The sequence below is a fragment of the Pseudolysinimonas sp. genome, assembly GCF_051954455.1.
Taxonomy (GTDB): Bacteria; Actinomycetota; Actinomycetes; order Actinomycetales; family Microbacteriaceae; genus Pseudolysinimonas.
Window position 1 is genome coordinate 1 of the sequence record NZ_JBQCHS010000020.1, and the last position, 15,187, is coordinate 15,187.

Annotated in this window: 16 protein-coding genes; 5 read left to right on the forward strand and 11 right to left on the reverse strand. The window is 70.0% G+C overall.

The genetic code is table 11. The features are described 5' to 3' along the window. Positions 1–279 precede the first annotated feature (279 nt). The 4 genes from qcrB to ctaE are packed head-to-tail and all read right to left on the reverse strand — an operon-like array spanning position 280 to position 4,537. Positions 280–1,935, reverse strand: coding sequence for a cytochrome bc1 complex cytochrome b subunit (gene qcrB / locus ACTHM3_RS09165; RefSeq protein ID WP_440405786.1), 1,656 nt, complete (start codon positions 1,933–1,935; stop codon positions 280–282). Continuing rightward, complete coding sequence (qcrA, locus tag ACTHM3_RS09170) at positions 1,932–2,999, reverse strand: cytochrome bc1 complex Rieske iron-sulfur subunit (protein ID WP_440405787.1); 1,068 nt, start codon at positions 2,997–2,999, stop codon at positions 1,932–1,934. Before qcrA ends, qcrB begins: the two co-directional genes overlap by 4 nt. 25 nt (positions 3,000–3,024) lie before the next feature. Next, positions 3,025–3,831, reverse strand: coding sequence for a cytochrome bc1 complex diheme cytochrome c subunit (qcrC, locus tag ACTHM3_RS09175; RefSeq protein WP_440405927.1), 807 nt, complete (start codon positions 3,829–3,831; stop codon positions 3,025–3,027). A 34-nt stretch (positions 3,832–3,865) separates the two neighbouring features. Beyond that, on the reverse strand, positions 3,866–4,537 hold the full coding sequence (gene ctaE / locus ACTHM3_RS09180; RefSeq protein ID WP_440405788.1) for an aa3-type cytochrome oxidase subunit III: 672 nt from the start codon (positions 4,535–4,537) through the stop codon (positions 3,866–3,868). Between the two features lie 36 nt (positions 4,538–4,573). On the opposite strand from ctaE, the gene trpD reads away from it, so the two are divergent. After that, positions 4,574–5,629, forward strand: a complete 1,056-nt coding sequence (gene trpD, locus ACTHM3_RS09185) for an anthranilate phosphoribosyltransferase (RefSeq protein ID WP_440405789.1) — start codon at positions 4,574–4,576, stop codon at positions 5,627–5,629. Here trpD and ACTHM3_RS09190 read toward each other — a convergent pair. From ACTHM3_RS09190 to ACTHM3_RS09210, 5 genes are read right to left on the reverse strand one after another with little or no spacing between them, the layout of a single operon-like run. Next, positions 5,626–6,894 (reverse strand): alpha-hydroxy-acid oxidizing protein, encoded by a 1,269-nt coding sequence (locus tag ACTHM3_RS09190; RefSeq protein ID WP_440405790.1) that lies wholly within the window; start codon positions 6,892–6,894, stop codon positions 5,626–5,628. The genes trpD and ACTHM3_RS09190 overlap by 4 nt on opposite strands. A 42-nt stretch (positions 6,895–6,936) precedes the next feature. Continuing rightward, positions 6,937–7,371 (reverse strand): hypothetical protein, encoded by a 435-nt coding sequence (locus ACTHM3_RS09195; protein WP_440405791.1) that lies wholly within the window; start codon positions 7,369–7,371, stop codon positions 6,937–6,939. A 47-nt stretch (positions 7,372–7,418) separates the two neighbouring features. Beyond that, entirely contained in the window at positions 7,419–8,159 is a 741-nt protein-coding gene (locus ACTHM3_RS09200) for an enoyl-CoA hydratase-related protein (RefSeq protein WP_440405792.1), read from the reverse strand. 35 nt (positions 8,160–8,194) lie between these two features. Continuing rightward, positions 8,195–8,941, reverse strand: coding sequence for an SDR family oxidoreductase (locus tag ACTHM3_RS09205; protein ID WP_440405793.1), 747 nt, complete (start codon positions 8,939–8,941; stop codon positions 8,195–8,197). Continuing rightward, entirely contained in the window at positions 8,938–9,480 is a 543-nt protein-coding gene (locus tag ACTHM3_RS09210; protein ID WP_440405794.1) for a DapH/DapD/GlmU-related protein, read from the reverse strand. The genes ACTHM3_RS09205 and ACTHM3_RS09210 overlap by 4 nt, the downstream gene beginning before the upstream one ends. A gap of 93 nt (positions 9,481–9,573) precedes the next feature. On the opposite strand from ACTHM3_RS09210, the gene ACTHM3_RS09215 reads away from it, so the two are divergent. Together ACTHM3_RS09215 and ACTHM3_RS09220 are read left to right on the forward strand one after the other, a co-directional pair. Then, a complete protein-coding gene (locus ACTHM3_RS09215) occupies positions 9,574–9,849 on the forward strand; it encodes a hypothetical protein (protein WP_440405932.1) in 276 nt (91 codons plus the stop codon). A 140-nt stretch (positions 9,850–9,989) separates the two neighbouring features. Further along, on the forward strand, positions 9,990–10,208 hold the full coding sequence (locus ACTHM3_RS09220; RefSeq protein ID WP_440405928.1) for an HAD-IA family hydrolase: 219 nt from the start codon (positions 9,990–9,992) through the stop codon (positions 10,206–10,208). Here the strand turns inward: ACTHM3_RS09220 and ACTHM3_RS09225 are convergent. After that, entirely contained in the window at positions 10,196–11,011 is an 816-nt protein-coding gene (locus ACTHM3_RS09225) for an alpha/beta hydrolase (protein WP_440405795.1), read from the reverse strand. The two genes, ACTHM3_RS09220 and ACTHM3_RS09225, sit on opposite strands and share 13 nt — an antisense overlap. A gap of 48 nt (positions 11,012–11,059) precedes the next feature. Between ACTHM3_RS09225 and ACTHM3_RS09230 the strand changes: the two genes are divergently transcribed. Next, complete coding sequence (locus tag ACTHM3_RS09230) at positions 11,060–12,244, forward strand: Ig-like domain-containing protein (protein ID WP_440405796.1); 1,185 nt, start codon at positions 11,060–11,062, stop codon at positions 12,242–12,244. Between the two features lie 491 nt (positions 12,245–12,735). Then, on the forward strand, positions 12,736–13,785 hold the full coding sequence (locus tag ACTHM3_RS09235; protein WP_440405797.1) for a S66 family peptidase: 1,050 nt from the start codon (positions 12,736–12,738) through the stop codon (positions 13,783–13,785). Between the two features lie 177 nt (positions 13,786–13,962). Here ACTHM3_RS09235 and ACTHM3_RS09240 read toward each other — a convergent pair whose 3' ends face one another. Next, complete coding sequence (locus tag ACTHM3_RS09240; protein WP_440405798.1) at positions 13,963–14,871, reverse strand: hypothetical protein; 909 nt, start codon at positions 14,869–14,871, stop codon at positions 13,963–13,965. Between the last annotated feature and the right edge of the window lie 316 nt (positions 14,872–15,187).

Sequence of the window (15,187 nt, forward strand, 5' to 3'; positions counted from 1 at the left end):
TCTCGTGCACCGCTGCGCGGCGCACCCGCCAGGCCCGAGCCAGCGTCCCGAGAGAGGCGCCCTCCGCCCCGCCTGAGTGACTCGTCGGCGCCGACGCGACGCGACGCGGCCGCGACCGCGACGCGGTGCGGCATGGGAAACGTGATCTGCCTGATGGTCTCGATACGGCGCTTGCGCCTACTCGCGGGATGCGGTCGGCGAGGCACACACCCCACCCCACCGTCCCGACACAGCGAACGGCCCCGAGGAACGAGTCCTCGGGGCCGTTCGAGATGCGGATCAGTGACCGCCGTGCTGCTGAGCCACCTCGAGCTCGCCCTTGGTGACGGGGGCGATGCGGTCCTCGAAGAACCAGCGCGACAGGCTCGCACGCATGCGCGCCGCGTTGGTGATCTTGCCGCGCTCGTTGGGGCGCAGCATGAGCGGCTGGTAGTCGTCGTAGCTGACCAGACGCCACCGGTCGTAGTCCGACAGCTGCCGGTGGACCTCGATGTACTCGCCGCCCGGGAGGCGGACGATGCGGCCCGACTCGAACCCGTGGAGCGCGATCTCCCGGTCCTTCTTCTGCAGCCCGAGGCAGACCCGTTTGGTGACGAAGAAGGCGATGAACGGCCCGATGATGAGCGCGGCCTGACAGATGTGGATCACGGCCTCGATCGACATGCCGAAGTGGGTGGCCACGATATCGGAGCTCGCCGCCGCCCAGAGGGCCGCGTAGAACGTGATGCCGGCGGCGCCGATCGCGGTGCGGGTGGGCACGTTGCGCGGACGGTCGCTCATGTGGTGCTCGCGCTTGTCGCCGGTGATCCACGCCTCGAAGAACGGGTAGAGCCCGACCACGAGGAGGAAGACGACGAGCACGAGGATCGGCACGATGATGTTCATCGAGACCGTGTAGGGCCCGAGCATGAACTCCCAGCCCGGCGGCACGAGGCGAAGCGCCCCGTCAGCGAAACCGATGTACCAGTCGGGCTGGGTGCCCGCGGAGATCGGCGACGGGTCGTAGGGGCCGTAGTTCCAGATCGGGTTGATCGTGACGGTCGACGCGATGAGGGCGATGATGCCGAAGACGATGAAGAAGAATCCGCCGGCCTTGGCCGCGAACACGGGCATGATCGGCACGCCGACCACGTTCTTCTCGGTCCGGCCCGGGCCCGCGAACTGGGTGTGCTTGTTGACGATCAGCAGGACCAGGTGGATGCCGATCGCCGCGACCACGGCGGCCGGCAGCAGCAGGATGTGCAGCGTGTAGAGGCGTCCGACGATCGCGGTGCCCGGGAACTCCCCGCCGAAGAGCAGGAACGTGATCCAGGTGCCGACGACGGGGATGCCCTCGACCATGCCCGCGATGATGCGCAGCCCGTTGCCGGACAGCAGGTCGTCCGGGAGCGAGTAGCCGGTGAAGCCCTCGGCCATGGCGAGCACGAAGAGCGTGAAGCCGACCAGCCAGTTGATCTCACGCGGCTTGCGGAACGCACCGGTGAAGAAGATGCGCAGCATGTGCAGGCCGATCGAGGCCACGAACAGCAGCGCCGCCCAGTGGTGGATCTGGCGCAGCAGCAGACCGCCGCGCACGTCGAAGCTGATGTGCAGCGTCGACGACATCGCGGCGGACATCTTGATGCCCTCGAGCGGCGCGTACGAGCCGTGGTAGACCGTCTCGGCCATCGAGGCCTGGAAGAAGAAGGTCAGGAAGGTGCCCGACAGCAGGATGACGACGAAGCTGTAGAGGGCGACCTCACCCAGCATGTACGACCAGTGGTCGGGGAAGATCTTGCGGCCGAGCTCCTTGACGAGCCCCGACATGCTGGTCCGCTCGTCGATGTAGTTGGCGGCCCAGTTGGTCAGGCGCATCCCGCGGCCCGGGGGCAGCTGCTCCTCACCGTCGGTGGCGGTCGCCGGTGCCGCGGCGGGCGCGGTCGTGTCGACGCTCATACGTGCTCACGCTCCCAGAAGCTGGGGCCGACGGGCTCGTGGAAGTCGCTCTGCGCGACCAGGTACCCCTCGCTGTCGACCGTGATGGGAAGTTGCGGCAGCGGCCGCTTGGCGGGGCCGAAGATGACCTCGGCCTCGTGGGTGATGTCGAACTGCGACTGGTGGCACGGGCAGAGCAGGTGATGCGTCTGCTGCTCGTACAGCGCCACGGGGCATCCGACGTGGGTGCAGATCTTGGAGTAGGCCACGATGCCCTGGTAGTTCCAGTTCTCGCGACCGGCGGAGACGTGCAGGTCCTCGGGCTTCAGACGCATGAGGAGCACGGCGGCCTTGGCCTTCTGCTCCAGCGCGTCCTCGCGGTCCTCGAGGCCCTCGGGGATGACGTGGAACACGGAGCCGAGCGTGACGTCCGACGCCTTGATCGGCACGCCGTTCGGGTCCTTGGTGAGGCGGGTGCCCTTGCGCCACATCGTGTGACGGAGGACGTCGTTCGCGTCCTGGTTGGCCGGCGCGAGGTCGCGGAAGACGATGATGCCCGGCAGCGGCCAGAGGGCCAGCGCGGCGATCAGCGTGTTCCGGATCATCTTCCGACGGGTGAAGCCGGACTCCTTGTTGCCGAGGTGGAAGATCTCGACCGCGCGGGCGCGCGTCGTGTCGGAGCCGCGCGTCATGTGACGCTCCTCCGAGAGGTCGTGGCCCTCCATGAGCGCCTTCGACCAGTGGACGGCGCCGACGCCGATCCCGAGGAGCGCGAGCGCGATCCCGAGACCCAGGAACAGCGTGTTGAGCCGCACCGAGTTCGGGTCGCCCGGGGTGATCGGGAAGACGATGTAGGCGGCGATCGCGCCGACGCTGCCGACCATCGAGGCGACGAAGAGCCACGCCACACGGCGCTCGTTGGCCTTCGCCTTGACCGGGTCGAGGTCGCTCACCCGCGCCCGGTAGGGCGGGAATCCGGGGTTCTGGATCTTCTCGGACTCGGGGAGGACGACGGCGGTCCCTGCCGACGCCGTCGGCTCCTCGTGCCGCTCGACGGCGGTTCCGGGGGTCCCGTGCTCTGCCATTGCTGTTGCGATTCCTTCCGAGCCGTTAGTTCGGCTTCGCGGTCAGCCAGATGGTGACCACGACGACGGCGCCGAGCGCGAAGATCCAGACGAAGAGCCCCTCGGACACCGGGCCCAGGTTGCCGAGGTCGAGACCGCCGGGCGAGGGGTTCTTGTCGAGGTACTGCAGGTAGGCGATGATCGCCGCCTTGTCCTTCGGCGTGATGTTGAGGTTGTTGAACACCGGCATGTTCTGCGGGCCCGTCACCATGGCCTCGTAGATGTGCTTGGCACTGACGCCCTGCAGCGAGGGGGCGTACTTGCCCTCGGTGAGGGCGCCGCCGGCACCGGCGACGTTGTGGCACATGGCGCAGTTGACACGGAACAGCTCGGCGCCGGTGGACACCTTGTCGCTCTTCAGCGACGCCTCGCTCGGGATGGAGGGCCCGGGGGCGAGGCTGGCCACGTAGGCCGCCATGGCCGCGATCTGCGAGTCGGTGAACTGCACGGGCTTCTGCTCGGCCTGCGGGCCGTTGGCGGCCATCGGCATGCGACCGGTGCCGACCTGGAAGTCGACGGCCGCGGATCCGACGCCGACGAGGCTCGGGGCCACTCCGGTGTTGCCGACCGCGCCGATGCCGTGACAGCTCGCGCAGTTCGCCTCGAAGAGCTTCTTGCCCTCCGAGACCTGCGCCTGCGACGACGCGGGGGTCTCGGCGGTGGCGCTCGTGGTGGCGGCCGCGTAGGCGCCGCCGGTCGCAAAGAGGCCGATCAGCAGGAGGGCCACGGAGGCCATCGGCGACCGTCGGCCGGTCTTGCGCCGCCGGGAGGAGGTGGGAACGGGGTTCGCCATGGTGCGGGAGGAATCCGATCTGCGGGCCATGCGGTTACTTCAGGACGTAGATCACGAGGAACAGGCCGATCCACACGACATCGACGAAGTGCCAGTAGTACGACACGACGATGGCGGTGGTGGCCTCCTTGTGGGTGAAGCGGCGCACCGCGAAGATGCGGCCGAGCGTCAGGAGGAACGCGATGAGTCCGCCGGTGACGTGCAGCGCGTGGAAGCCCGTGGTCAGGTAGAACGCCGAGCCGTAGGAGTCACCGGTGAAGTCGACGTGCTCGCTGACGAGCGTCGCGTACTCGAACACCTGGCCGACGACGAAGACCGCGCCCATCGAGAAGGTGAGATAGAACCACTCGACGGTGCCCCACTTCCAGAACTGGAGGAGCTTGCCGGTGCGCCGGGCCTGCAGGCGCTCGGCGGCGAAGACGCCCGCCTGGCAGGTGAAGGACGAGAGCACGAGGATGATCGTGTTCGTGAGCGCGTAGGGCACGTTGAGGTGCTGTGTCTGCTCGGCCCAGAGCCCCTGCGACGTGGAGCGCAGGGTGAAGTAGATCGCGAAGAGGCCCGCGAAGAACATGACCTCGCTGCCGAGCCAGACGATGACGCCGACCTGGACGACGTTCGGCCGGTTGATCACCGGTGCGGTGGAGGGGGCCAACGAGGTCGAACTCACATTCCCATTATGGACTCTCGCGCGAGGTCCCCGGTCCATTCGCCGGGTCTGTCGGGCGCCAATAGCATCGTCGTCATGCCCACCGAACTCGCCTGGCCCGCGATCCTCACCCAGCTGCTCGCCGGGGCGGACCTGTCGATCGCCGAGGCCTCCTGGGCCATGGAGGAGGTCATGGCCGGTCGGGCGACCCCGTCGCAGCTCGCCGGGCTCCTCGTCGCACTGCGTGCGAAGGGGGAGACCGTCGACGAGGTGGTGGGATTCCGCGACGCGGTCCTCGCCCACGCGCGGCCGCTGCCGGTGGATCCGATGGCACTCGACATCGTCGGCACCGGCGGCGACCGGTTCGGCACGGTGAACGTCTCGACGATGGCGTCGATCGTCGCGGCGGCGGCCGGGGCACGCGTGGTGAAGCACGGCAACCGGGCGGCGTCGTCGGCGTCGGGGTCCTCGGACGTGCTCGCGGCGCTCGGGATCGGGCTCGACCTCGACCCGGAGCGGGTGGCGCGCGTGCTCGACGAGGTCGGCATCACGTTCGCCTTCGCGTCGTACTTCCACCCGGGCTTCCAGAACGCGGGGGCCACCCGGGCGGAGCTCGGCATCCCGACGGTGTTCAACTTCCTCGGCCCGCTCTGCAACCCGGCGCGACCGGAGGCCTCGGCCGTCGGCGTCGCGGCGCTCGACAAGGTGCCGCTCGTGGTCGGGGTCTTCCAGACCCGCGGCGCGACGGCGCTCGTGTTCCGCGGCGACGACGGCCTCGACGAGCTCTCGACGACCGGGCACAGCCACCTGTGGGAGGTCACGCGCGGTTCCGTCACGGAGCACGACCTCGACCCCGCCGACGTCGGCCTGCGACGGTCGTCGCTCGAGGATCTGCGGGGCGGGGATGCGGCGCACAACGCCGCGATCGTGCGGCGGGTGCTGGCGGGGGAGTCGGGCCCGGTGCGCGACATCGTGCTGCTGAACGCGGCGGCCGGTCTGGTGTCGTGGCACCTCGCGCGCGACACCGCGCAGGGCGAGCGCGACATCCGCGAGCGGTTCCGCGAGCAGATCGCGGTCGCGGCCGAGGCGATCGACTCGGGCGCGGCGGCCGCCAAGCTCGACGACTGGGTGGCGGCGGCCGGCCGCGACTAGGTGGTGCCGCCGGCCGGCTCCAGTGCGTCGCGGTCGAGCCCGGCGACGGAGGCGTGCCCACTGAGCCCCAGGGCGAGGTCGAACTCGGCGAGCAGGTTGCGGAGCGCCTCCCGCGCGCCCGCCTCGCCGGCGATCGCCATGCCGTAGATCCACGGGTGGGCGACGGCGACCGCGTCGGCGCCGAGGGCGAGTGCGCGGAGCACGTCGGCGCCCGTGCGCACGCCGCTGTCGAAGACGATGGGCGCCCGGCCGGCCACGGCGTCGGCGACGCGGGGGAGCGCGTCGAGCGAGCCGACCGCGCCGTCGACCTGCCGGCCGGCGTGGTTGGAGACCCACACCCCGTCCATCCCGGCGTCGAGCGCACGGCGGGCGTCGTCGGGATGCTGGATCCCTTTGAGCATGATCGGCAGTCGGGTGCGCTCCCGCAGCCAGCTGAGGTGCGACCAGGTCAGGTCCGAGCGGGAGAAGACGTCGAGGAAGGTCTGCACCTCGGCGGGGGAGACGCCGCGGCGCCGCAGATCGAGCAGGGTGCGGATGGCGGCGGTGGTCACGCGGGCGGTCGAGCGTTCGGCGGCCCGGGAGGCGGCGAGCCGGCGGAACACCGGGTCGCTCGTGTACTGCGCGATGCCCATCCCGTGGATGAACGGCAGGAAGGCCCGGTCGAGGTCGCGCGGTCGCCAGCCGAGCTGACCCGTGTCGAGCGTCACCACGAGGACCTCCGCCCCGGCGGCTTCAGCCCGCGTCACGAGGCTCTCGACCAGCTCGTCGTCGCTCGCCCAGTAGAGCTGGTACCAGAGCGGGCCGTCGTGCCGGCCGGGGTCGGCGGCGACCGTCTCCATCGCGATCGACGCCTGCGTGGATAGCGCCGTGGGGATGCCGAAGGTTCCGGCGGCGCGGGCGATGGCGAGGTCGGCATCCCGGTGGGCGAGCTCGAGCACGCCTACGGGCGCGGCGAGCAGCGGGGTCGGGTACCGGCGCCCGAGCAGCTCGACCGAGAGGTCGCGTCCGCTCGTGTCGCGCAGCATCCGCGGCACGATGCGGTACCGGTCGAACGCGGCCGCGTTGGCGGCGGCGGTCGTCTCGGTGCCGCTCGCGCCGGCGAGGTAGGCCCAGGCGTCGGGCCCGAGTCGGCGGCGGGCGGCCTCCACGAGGTCCGGCCATCGCACCGGGATCCGCGGACGATCGCCCGAGACGCCGGCGCGGAAGACGTCGGACTGGGTGCGCCGGCCGATGCCGGCCACGCGATCCTCGCCGGCCGCGGTCATGGCGTCAGTCAAGCACGCCGCCCGTGCGCACCCGTGCCGGGTTCAGAGGCCGGCGGCCTTCTTCACGAGCTCGGCGATGCGCTTCTCGTCGGCCTTGCTCAGCTTGGTGATGGCCCACGCGGTGCCCCACATCGTGCCGTCGTCGAGCGTCGCGGGCTCGAAGAACGCGAGGTTGCCGTAGCGGACCTTGAACTTCGCGCGCTCCTGGTAGAAGAACACGACCTTGCCGTCGGCGTCGGCCCACGCCGGGCTGCCGTAGTAGGTGCGCGCGGCCAGACCGGGGGCGACCTCGTCGACGATCGCGAGGATCCGCTCCGCGTTGGACCTGTCCGGCTCGTCGAGGGAGGCGATCTTGTCGAGCGCCGACTGGCGCGCCTCGGCCGCCGACTCCTGCGCCTTCAGCTCCTTGGCGCGCTGCCGCATCGCGGCGCGCTCCTCGGCGGTGAACCCGGATGAGGACTTCGTGCTCTCTGCCATGGCTCCATCCTGGCGTCGGAGCCCCGGCGCGTCTTCTCCGATCGTGCTCAGCCTCGCCCGAGGAACGCCGCGAACGCGGCGCGGGCGGCCGGCTCGTGCAGCATCCGTGCGAACACGTCCGCCTCCTCGGCGATGCGGGTGCGCACCGCGTCGCCGGTGCCGGACTTGAGGAGCCGCTTGGACTCGAGGAGCGCGGCGGGCGGCTTTGCGGCGAGGCGTGCCGCGGCGTCCCGCGCCGCGGGCTCCACCCGATCGGCGGGCAGGACTCCGTTGGCGAGACCGGCGGCGAGCGCCGCGGCGGGGGAGATCGGCTCCCCGAGCAGGAGCGCCGCGGCCGCCGCGTGATAGCCGAGCTGCTGGGGCAGCAGAAGACTCGACGCGGCCTCCGGCACGAGGCCGAGGTCGACGAACGGGAGCAGGAGCCGGACGTCGTCGGCGAGGTAGACCAGGTCGCAGTGCAGGAGCATCGTGGTGCCGACGCCTACGGCGGCGCCGCGGACGGCCGCGACGAGCGGCTTCGGGAACGCCGCCAGCGTCGTCAGGAACCGCATGACGGGAGAGTCCATCCCGGTCGGCGGGTCGGTCAGGAAGTCGGCGAGGTCGTTGCCCGCCGTGAACGACGCACCCGCGCCGCGGATGACGACGACCCGGACGGCGTCGTCGGCGTCGGCGGCGTCCAGCGCGTCGGCGAGCGCGGTGTACATCGCGGTCGTGATCGCGTTGCGTTTCTCCGGACGGTCGAGGGTGAGGGTCGTGACCCCGTCGGCCGTGTCGATCGCGATGCTCATCCCGGCATGGTGGCACGGGGAGCCGGTGCCCCGGTTCAGATCGAGAAGCCGCCGTCGCTCGTGAGCACCTGGCCCGTGACCCAGCCGCCCTCCTCCGAGAGGAGGAAGCGCACCAGGCGGGCGGCATCGCGCGGTGTGCCGAGGCGGCCGGCGGGCTGGCGGGCCGTGAGGTCGGCGCGGGTCGCGTCGTCCATCCATCCCGTGTCGACGGGGCCGGGATTGACGGCGTTCGCGGTGATGCCGCGGTTGCCGAGCTCGCCCGCCGCCGCGACGATCACCCGGTCGAGAGCGCCCTTGCTGACGCCGTAGGGGAGATTGTGGACGACGTGATCGCTCGTCAGGGCGACGATGCGGCCGTCGGTCGGCTCGGACTCGGCGAAGGCGCGGATGAGCAGCCAGGCGGCGCGGGCGTTGACGGCGAGGTGCCGGTCCCAGCTCTCGACCGTCGTGTCGAGGATCGAGGAGTCGGTGCTCTGCGAGTGCGAGAGCACGAGCGCGTCGAGGCGCCCGAGCCGTTCGATCGACTCCGTGACCAGCCGATCGGGCGTTTCCGGGTCCGCGAGGTCGGCGTCGACTCGGATCGTGCGGGCGCCCGCCGCGGCGAGCGCAGCCTCCAGCGCGGCGACGTCGCCGGGTCCGCCGCCGTAGCCGGCGTCGCGGTCGTAGCCCGCCGACCCGACCAGGGCGAGGTCCCAGCCGGCGACCGCGAGTTCCGTCGCGATGCCGTGCGCGATGCTCCGGGCCCGGCCGACGCCGGTGAGGAGCGCGACCCGCCGCGTCACCACGACCTCCTCGCCGTCGCCTTGGGGCCGGTGACGAGGGTCGCGGGCGGCACGTCGTCGGCGACGACGGCGCCCGCCGCGACGACCGCATCGCGCCCGATCCGGACCCCGGGCAGGATCGTCGCTCCCGCCCCGATCCAGACGTTCTCCTCCACGTCGATCGGTGCGGTCGTGATCGACGTGCGTCGGGCGCCCGGATCGACCGGGTGACTGACCGTGATGAAGGTGACCTTCGGCGCGACCATCACGCGGTCGGCCAGCCGGATGCCGCCGAAGTCCAGGAAGGTGCAGTTCTGATTGATGAAGACCCGTTCGCCGAGCTCGAGCCTCAACCCGTGGTCGGTGAAGAACGGTGGATAGACGGTCAGGCGGTCCGGGAGGGGGCGGCCGAGGATCCGCGCGACCAGGTCGGCGCGGCCGACCTGGTCCTCGAAGGGCAGGGCGTTGAGGCGCGATGTGAGGCCGGTCACCTCGAGCACGCGCTCCGACATCGCCCGGAACTCCGGCCCGTGGATCTCGACCAGCCGCTCGCGTCGCATCCCTCCACCTTGGCGGCCGGAGGACTCGAGCGCATCCTCGATCGGACCGATACGACAGGATGCTCGTGCATCGACGGCGACCGGAGGGCGATCATGAGCGGAGAGGCCGTGCGCTGGCTGCTCCTCGACATCGGCGGCGTGCTGGAGGTCGTCGATGACGCGACCTGGCCGGGGGAGTGGGTGGCGCGTTCGGCCGCACGCGTGGGCCTCACGCCGGCGGAGTTCGCGGATCTCTTGGCGGACCCGGCGCTGCCGGACATCACCCGAACACGCGGAGCGGCGGAGGCCTACTGGCACCGGCTCGGAACGGCGGTGGGTGCGTCGGCCGACGCACTCGCCGCCGCGCGCGCCGACTTCTGGGAGGCGTAAGGCGGCGTCGCGAACGAACGCCTGCTCCAGGTGCTGCGCGAGCTGCGGGGCACTGCGGGTCTCGCCATCCTGTCGACTCGGCCGATGGCGCCCGCGAGGAGGAGGAGCGCCGATTCGGGTTCTCGGAGCTCTTCGATCCGATCTGCTACAGCCACGAGCTCGGCGTCGCGAAACCGGATCCGGGCGCATTCGCACACGTCCTGGATCGCATGAATGCGGAGCCGGGGGAGGTGCTGTTCATCGACGACGCCGCGCCGAACGTCGACGCGGCCCGGGAGCTGGGTCTGCGAGCGCACCGGCACCGCGACGACGCGGAGACGATCGCCATGATTCGCGCGGCGGTGGCTCAGCGACCCTGAGGCGCCCACGCCCATCGCGCGATGTGCGAGACCGCGACGGCGAAGGCGGGGTCGCGTGGCCGATTGAGGAACGCGTGGTCGGTGCCGGGGAGGACGTGCCGTTCCAGATCGGTGCCGGTCCCGAGCAGTTCGGCGGCGAATCGATCGCCGGAGGCACGCATGACATCGTGCTGTGCGTCGATCATGAGCGTTCGCGGGAACGGATCCCGGAGGTGCCCGCCCGGGAATGCGTGGGGGTCGGTGAGTGCTGCCGCCGAGCCGGCGTAACTGCGGTTGGCGAGGTCGAGCGCCCAGGCCATGTGGGTGAGGCGCCGGTGGCCGCGCGAGCGGGGCCCTGCCGCACCGACGCGCGGAAGCGCGGCGTGGAAGAAGCCGTAGGCGAGCATCGCGCCCGCGGGCTCGTGGCCCTCGTCGCGAGCTCGGAGAACCGCGGCGGCGGCGAGACAGGCGCCGGCACTCGCGCCGCCGAGCACCACTCCCGCGGGAGACCGCGCGCGGATCCGTCGGTAGGCGATGAGCACGTCATCGAGGGGGAGGGGGAACCGAGCGCGCCGGCGGCCTGCGTGTCGGCGCGGCCAGGGCATCCCCGGCACGGGTGCGAGTCGGTAGTCGACGGTCGCGACGGCGACCCCCGCCCCCGCGAGCGACACCGCCACGGCGTGCGCCTCGGGCTGCTCGAGAGCACCGCGGAAGAAGCCCCCTCCGTGCAACCACAGAAGCGTCGGCACGGCGTCCCCGGGCGAGGCGTGCCACCGGATCGGGACATCGCCCGCCCGATCGGCGGCCGGGTTCGGCTCGGTCACCTCGCGACCCTAGCCGGGGAACGGGCAGGGGTCCGCTACTGTCGCGGGGTGAGCGCTGGCACCGTCCGATACTTCGCCGCGGGAGTCCTCGCGATCGCCGGACTTGTCGTCGCAGCGCCGGCGAGCGCAGCGCCCGCCGATCCGCCGACGTGGCAGGTCGATCAGACAACGGGGACGAACGGAGCCTGCGCGGTCTACGACGACGGCGTGTCGGCGCAGACCTTCACCGCGGGCGTCACCGGTGCCCTGGCGGCCGTCGACCTCCCGACCTGGACCTCGTCCCTGATCCCGAATCAGCCGTCGACCCTGAGCCTCCAGATCCAATCGGTGACCGGGGACGGCACACCCTCGGGGACCGTCTTGGGCCAGGGCTCCGTCGCATGGCCGTCCACCGCACCGGTCCCGATGGACTCGCCGATCCCGATCGTGCAGGGCACCCGCTACGCCGTCATGCTCCCCACCTACGTCGGTCTCTGCGCGGTCTTTCCGGCGGCGTATGCCGGTGGCCAATGGCTCGACATCTATCAGAACCAGTGGCGGGTCCGGAACGGCCTGGTCCAGCTGACGACGTACGCGATCCCACGCCCCACCGCGTCCGGCGCTTCGGCTCGAACGTCGATGGAGACCCCCGTCGCGATCCCGCTCCCGGTCGCTCCGACCTCATCGGTGGCCCTGACGGCCACGTCCGGTCCGGCGCACGGGACGGTGACGTTCGCGGGCACGACCGCGACCTACACGCCGGCCGCCGGCTTCGCCGGATCCGACTCCTTCCGGTACCAGGCCGCGAACGCCGGGGGCGCGAGCACCGACGCGACGGTCAGCGTCGACGTGGAGCGCCCCACGCTCGCGTTCGACACCGACCGGATCGCGGCGGGAGCGGACATCACCGTCTCCGGAACCGGCTTCCCCGCGGGATCCACGCAGGCGTTGATGCTGCACTCCACGCCGGTCACCCTGGTCACGGTCACGGTCTCGCCCACCGGGACCTTCTCGCAGGTCGTCAGGATCCCGGCGGACACGGCGCCGGGTTCCCACACCATCACCGCCACGGGTCCCGGGGTGACGGCGGATCCGGCGGCGCTCACGGTGGTGGCGGCGACCGCTGCGGCAGCGGCACTTCCGCCCACCGGGGTGGATTCGGCCTGGCTCGTGCTCCCGGCCGTCGGGGCGCTGATGCTCGGCCTCGGAGCCGTCGTCGCGACGCGAAGGGCGCGGCTCAAGAACGGAGTCTGACTGCGTCGGTGGTAACGTGAGCGAACGCCAGCTATCTAGGGTTCCAGCTGACCCGTCACCGGCGTCGCGCGAAAGGTCGCTCCGATGGATGCCGTCGAGTACGAAAAGGGCTTTCGCAGGGGCCAGCAGATACTGCGAGTGCACTCCTACTTGCGAACCGAACGCCGGCGATACTTCTACGACCTCGGCATTGCGAATCAGAACCGACTACACAGGCTCTTTCGAACTCGCACCCACGAATACTGGCAAGGCTACGTGGACGGGCTTCGGTCGAAGGGGAGTCCCGAGAGCCCCAACGACTAGCCGCGTACGGAACGGATGTCGATGCGGACTGTCAGCATCCCGCGCAGCCGCGCAGCCGCGCACAGAGCTCGCCGGGCTGATCGGCGTTGCGGGAGCCGCACGTGATGTGTTTTCTGATGGGGAAGCCCGTCATTCGTTTCCTCACTATTCCGCGTCTCGGTGGCGGCCGGGTTTGATCTACTAGCCGAATGCAGCCGGGGGAACTCGCCATGGCATCGAAGGCTCGGCCGGGCGACAGAGTCGCCGTGCTGTCACCCTCGTTCGCGGCACCCGCCGTCGCGCCGCAACTACACGAGCAAGCCATCCGGCGGCTGGCCGCCGTCACCGGCCTTGTGCCGGTCGAGTTCCCGACGACGCGCGAACTCGGAGCGTCGGCCGAGGCGCGGGCAGCGGACATCAACGCGGCATTCGCGGATCCGTCGATCCGAGCTGTAATCGCGACCATCGGGGGAGACGATCAGGTGACCGTCATCCCGCACGTCGATCCCGATGTCGTTGCTGCTGACCCGAAGCCGTTTGTCGGCTATAGCGACAACACGCACCTTCACAACTTCCTGTGGCAGCTCGGGGTGCAGAGCTTCTACGGAGGTTCGACGCAGGTGCATCTGGGGCCGGGGCCTCGTGTCGATGAGGTGCATGCGGCCTCGCTCCGGGCCGCTCTGCTCGACGGGGGGCGGCTCGAGCTTCACGACCCGGGGGAGTCGGAGGACTTCGGCGTCGAGTGGACCGATGAGCGTGCGCTCCACGAGTTCGGATCGCGTGAGGCGACCAAGCCGTGGACGTGGTCGGGCCCGTCATCAAAAGTCGAGGGCCGCTCGTGGGGCGGCTGTCTCGAGGTCATCGATCAGATCGCCATGGCGGGTCGGATGCCGTCGGTGGAGAGGCTCGAGGGCTCGGTACTCCTCATCGAGACGAGCGAGGAGATCCCGACTGCCGTGCAGGTCGGGCGCTGGATGCGTTCCCTGGGGGAGAGGGGCTTTCTGGGAGCGGCCTCTGGCGTGCTCGTCGCTCGACCCCCGGTGAGTGAGCGAGGGAAGGTGCCGGGTGCTCGTCAGCGCGATCAGCTCCGTGGCGAGCAGCGCGAGGCGGTGCTTGAGCAAATGGCACGGTACAACCCATCGGCGGTGGTGTGCGTCGGCGTGCCGTTCGGGCACACCAGGCCCCAGTGGATCGTTCCTCACGGCGGCCTGATCTGTCTCGACGGCGCCGATCGCGTGATCTCCGTCGAGTACAGCTAGGTGAGAGCTCGGGAGAGCCCGTTCTCCTTCCTCCTACATCGGAGATCGGCCGCCCTGGACTCTTGATGGAGAAACCCGTTATCCGTTTTCCCACTATTCGGCGCGCTGAAGGTGGTCGTTAGCGAGGGTGGTTGAGGCTCGCGGGTAAGCATCCACACGGCCGAGCCGTCGACCGCCCTACTGGTCGGCGTCGTCGCAGAAGCCGCTGCTGACCCCGCGGGGGAAGTTGATCCCCGAGCTGGTCAGCGCGGCAGCGAGCTGCGGCCATGCCTGACCTTCGGATTCCACCTTGGAGCACGCGCCGAGATGCAGGCTCGAGAGATTCTTGCTGAATTTGTCCGAGACGAAGACGAAGTTGGACTGCGGCAGGTCGAGGGCCGCGAGCTGGGTCACGATCTCTTGCACGCGCGGCCAACTAGCGGACGTAGTCGGATCCGCGAGCCCGGCGTCGGGGGATATGTATCTCACTTCGACGTAACCAGGGAGGAAGTAGTCCACTCCGACGCTTTCGCCGTGTCCCAGCGGGATGGCGGTCAATCTGTCTTTGAAGGCCACGACCTCCGGGGTTGGCATGGCCTTTTCTGCAACGAAGCCATCGAAGTACCACGTTCGGTCCGGTGGCCCTGGGTCGGGCACTGCCCGTAGGGCTTGCCACTTCACGGCGGCGCCGTCGCCAGCGGGATTCCAGATGTTTCGATACGGGCCGTCCACCCCCTTCTGCAGAATGATGCCCAGCGGGGCGCCTTCAGCGCTCGACATGGCAAGCCAGTAGGTCACCTCGCGGGAGAGCTCGTCGGCAGAGAATTGGTTCGGGTACACGATTGTGAGCAGGTTGTCCTTGCGGAACGTGATCTTGAACGTGGCGTGATGACCCGCAAGCAACTTGTTGGCATCTGCGACAACGGTCTGCAGGTCGCTCTCGACGAGTTTGTTCACCGTGACCCAGACCGTCCTGCCGAACGTATCGTCGTCCTGGGAGGTGACATCGACCACTGTCGCGACGTTGCTGAGTAGTTTGCGCAACGGCTTTTCGGAGACGTCGTGCCGAACGAAGAGCAATCCGCATCCAGTGAGGGACAGCAGCACGAGGAGGGCCAACCCTCCCGCTGCTAGGCGCTTCATGCGTGGCACTCAGATCCCGGCGCCGAAGATCACAACGGTGCGCTGTACGAACCTCACGTTTCGTGAGCATACGCGCCGGCCTCTCCTGCTTTGGTAGAAAGCTCATTGCTATGGGACTTGTCCTCATCGAGCCGTCCGAATGGGCACGGCGCCGACGGATCATTCAGGAGGTTCGAGCATCGTCGCGTCTCTCGGGTGGAGAGAGCAGTGCTGACGTGCAGGCGGTGCAGGACCGGTAGGTAAACGGCGAAATCACTCTGGTTGAGATGCACGATCTGAT

What these genes read in the sequence shown, in the direction of transcription:
- ACTHM3_RS09235 (WP_440405797.1), top strand. Translation starts at nt 12,736, where the DNA reads ATGCAGCCGGGGGAACTCGCCATGGCATCGAAGGCTCGGCCGGGCGAC.
- ACTHM3_RS09210 (WP_440405794.1), bottom strand. Translation starts at nt 9,480, where the DNA reads ATGCGACGCGAGCGGCTGGTCGAGATCCACGGGCCGGAGTTCCGGGCG.
- qcrC (WP_440405927.1), bottom strand. Translation starts at nt 3,831, where the DNA reads ATGGCGAACCCCGTTCCCACCTCCTCCCGGCGGCGCAAGACCGGCCGA.
- trpD (WP_440405789.1), top strand. Translation starts at nt 4,574, where the DNA reads ATGCCCACCGAACTCGCCTGGCCCGCGATCCTCACCCAGCTGCTCGCC.
- ACTHM3_RS09195 (WP_440405791.1), bottom strand. Translation starts at nt 7,371, where the DNA reads ATGGCAGAGAGCACGAAGTCCTCATCCGGGTTCACCGCCGAGGAGCGC.
- ACTHM3_RS09215 (WP_440405932.1), top strand. Translation starts at nt 9,574, where the DNA reads ATGAGCGGAGAGGCCGTGCGCTGGCTGCTCCTCGACATCGGCGGCGTG.
- ctaE (WP_440405788.1), bottom strand. Translation starts at nt 4,537, where the DNA reads ATGGACCGGGGACCTCGCGCGAGAGTCCATAATGGGAATGTGAGTTCG.
- qcrB (WP_440405786.1), bottom strand. Translation starts at nt 1,935, where the DNA reads ATGAGCGTCGACACGACCGCGCCCGCCGCGGCACCGGCGACCGCCACC.
- qcrA (WP_440405787.1), bottom strand. Translation starts at nt 2,999, where the DNA reads ATGGCAGAGCACGGGACCCCCGGAACCGCCGTCGAGCGGCACGAGGAG.
- ACTHM3_RS09190 (WP_440405790.1), bottom strand. Translation starts at nt 6,894, where the DNA reads ATGACCGCGGCCGGCGAGGATCGCGTGGCCGGCATCGGCCGGCGCACC.
- ACTHM3_RS09200 (WP_440405792.1), bottom strand. Translation starts at nt 8,159, where the DNA reads ATGAGCATCGCGATCGACACGGCCGACGGGGTCACGACCCTCACCCTC.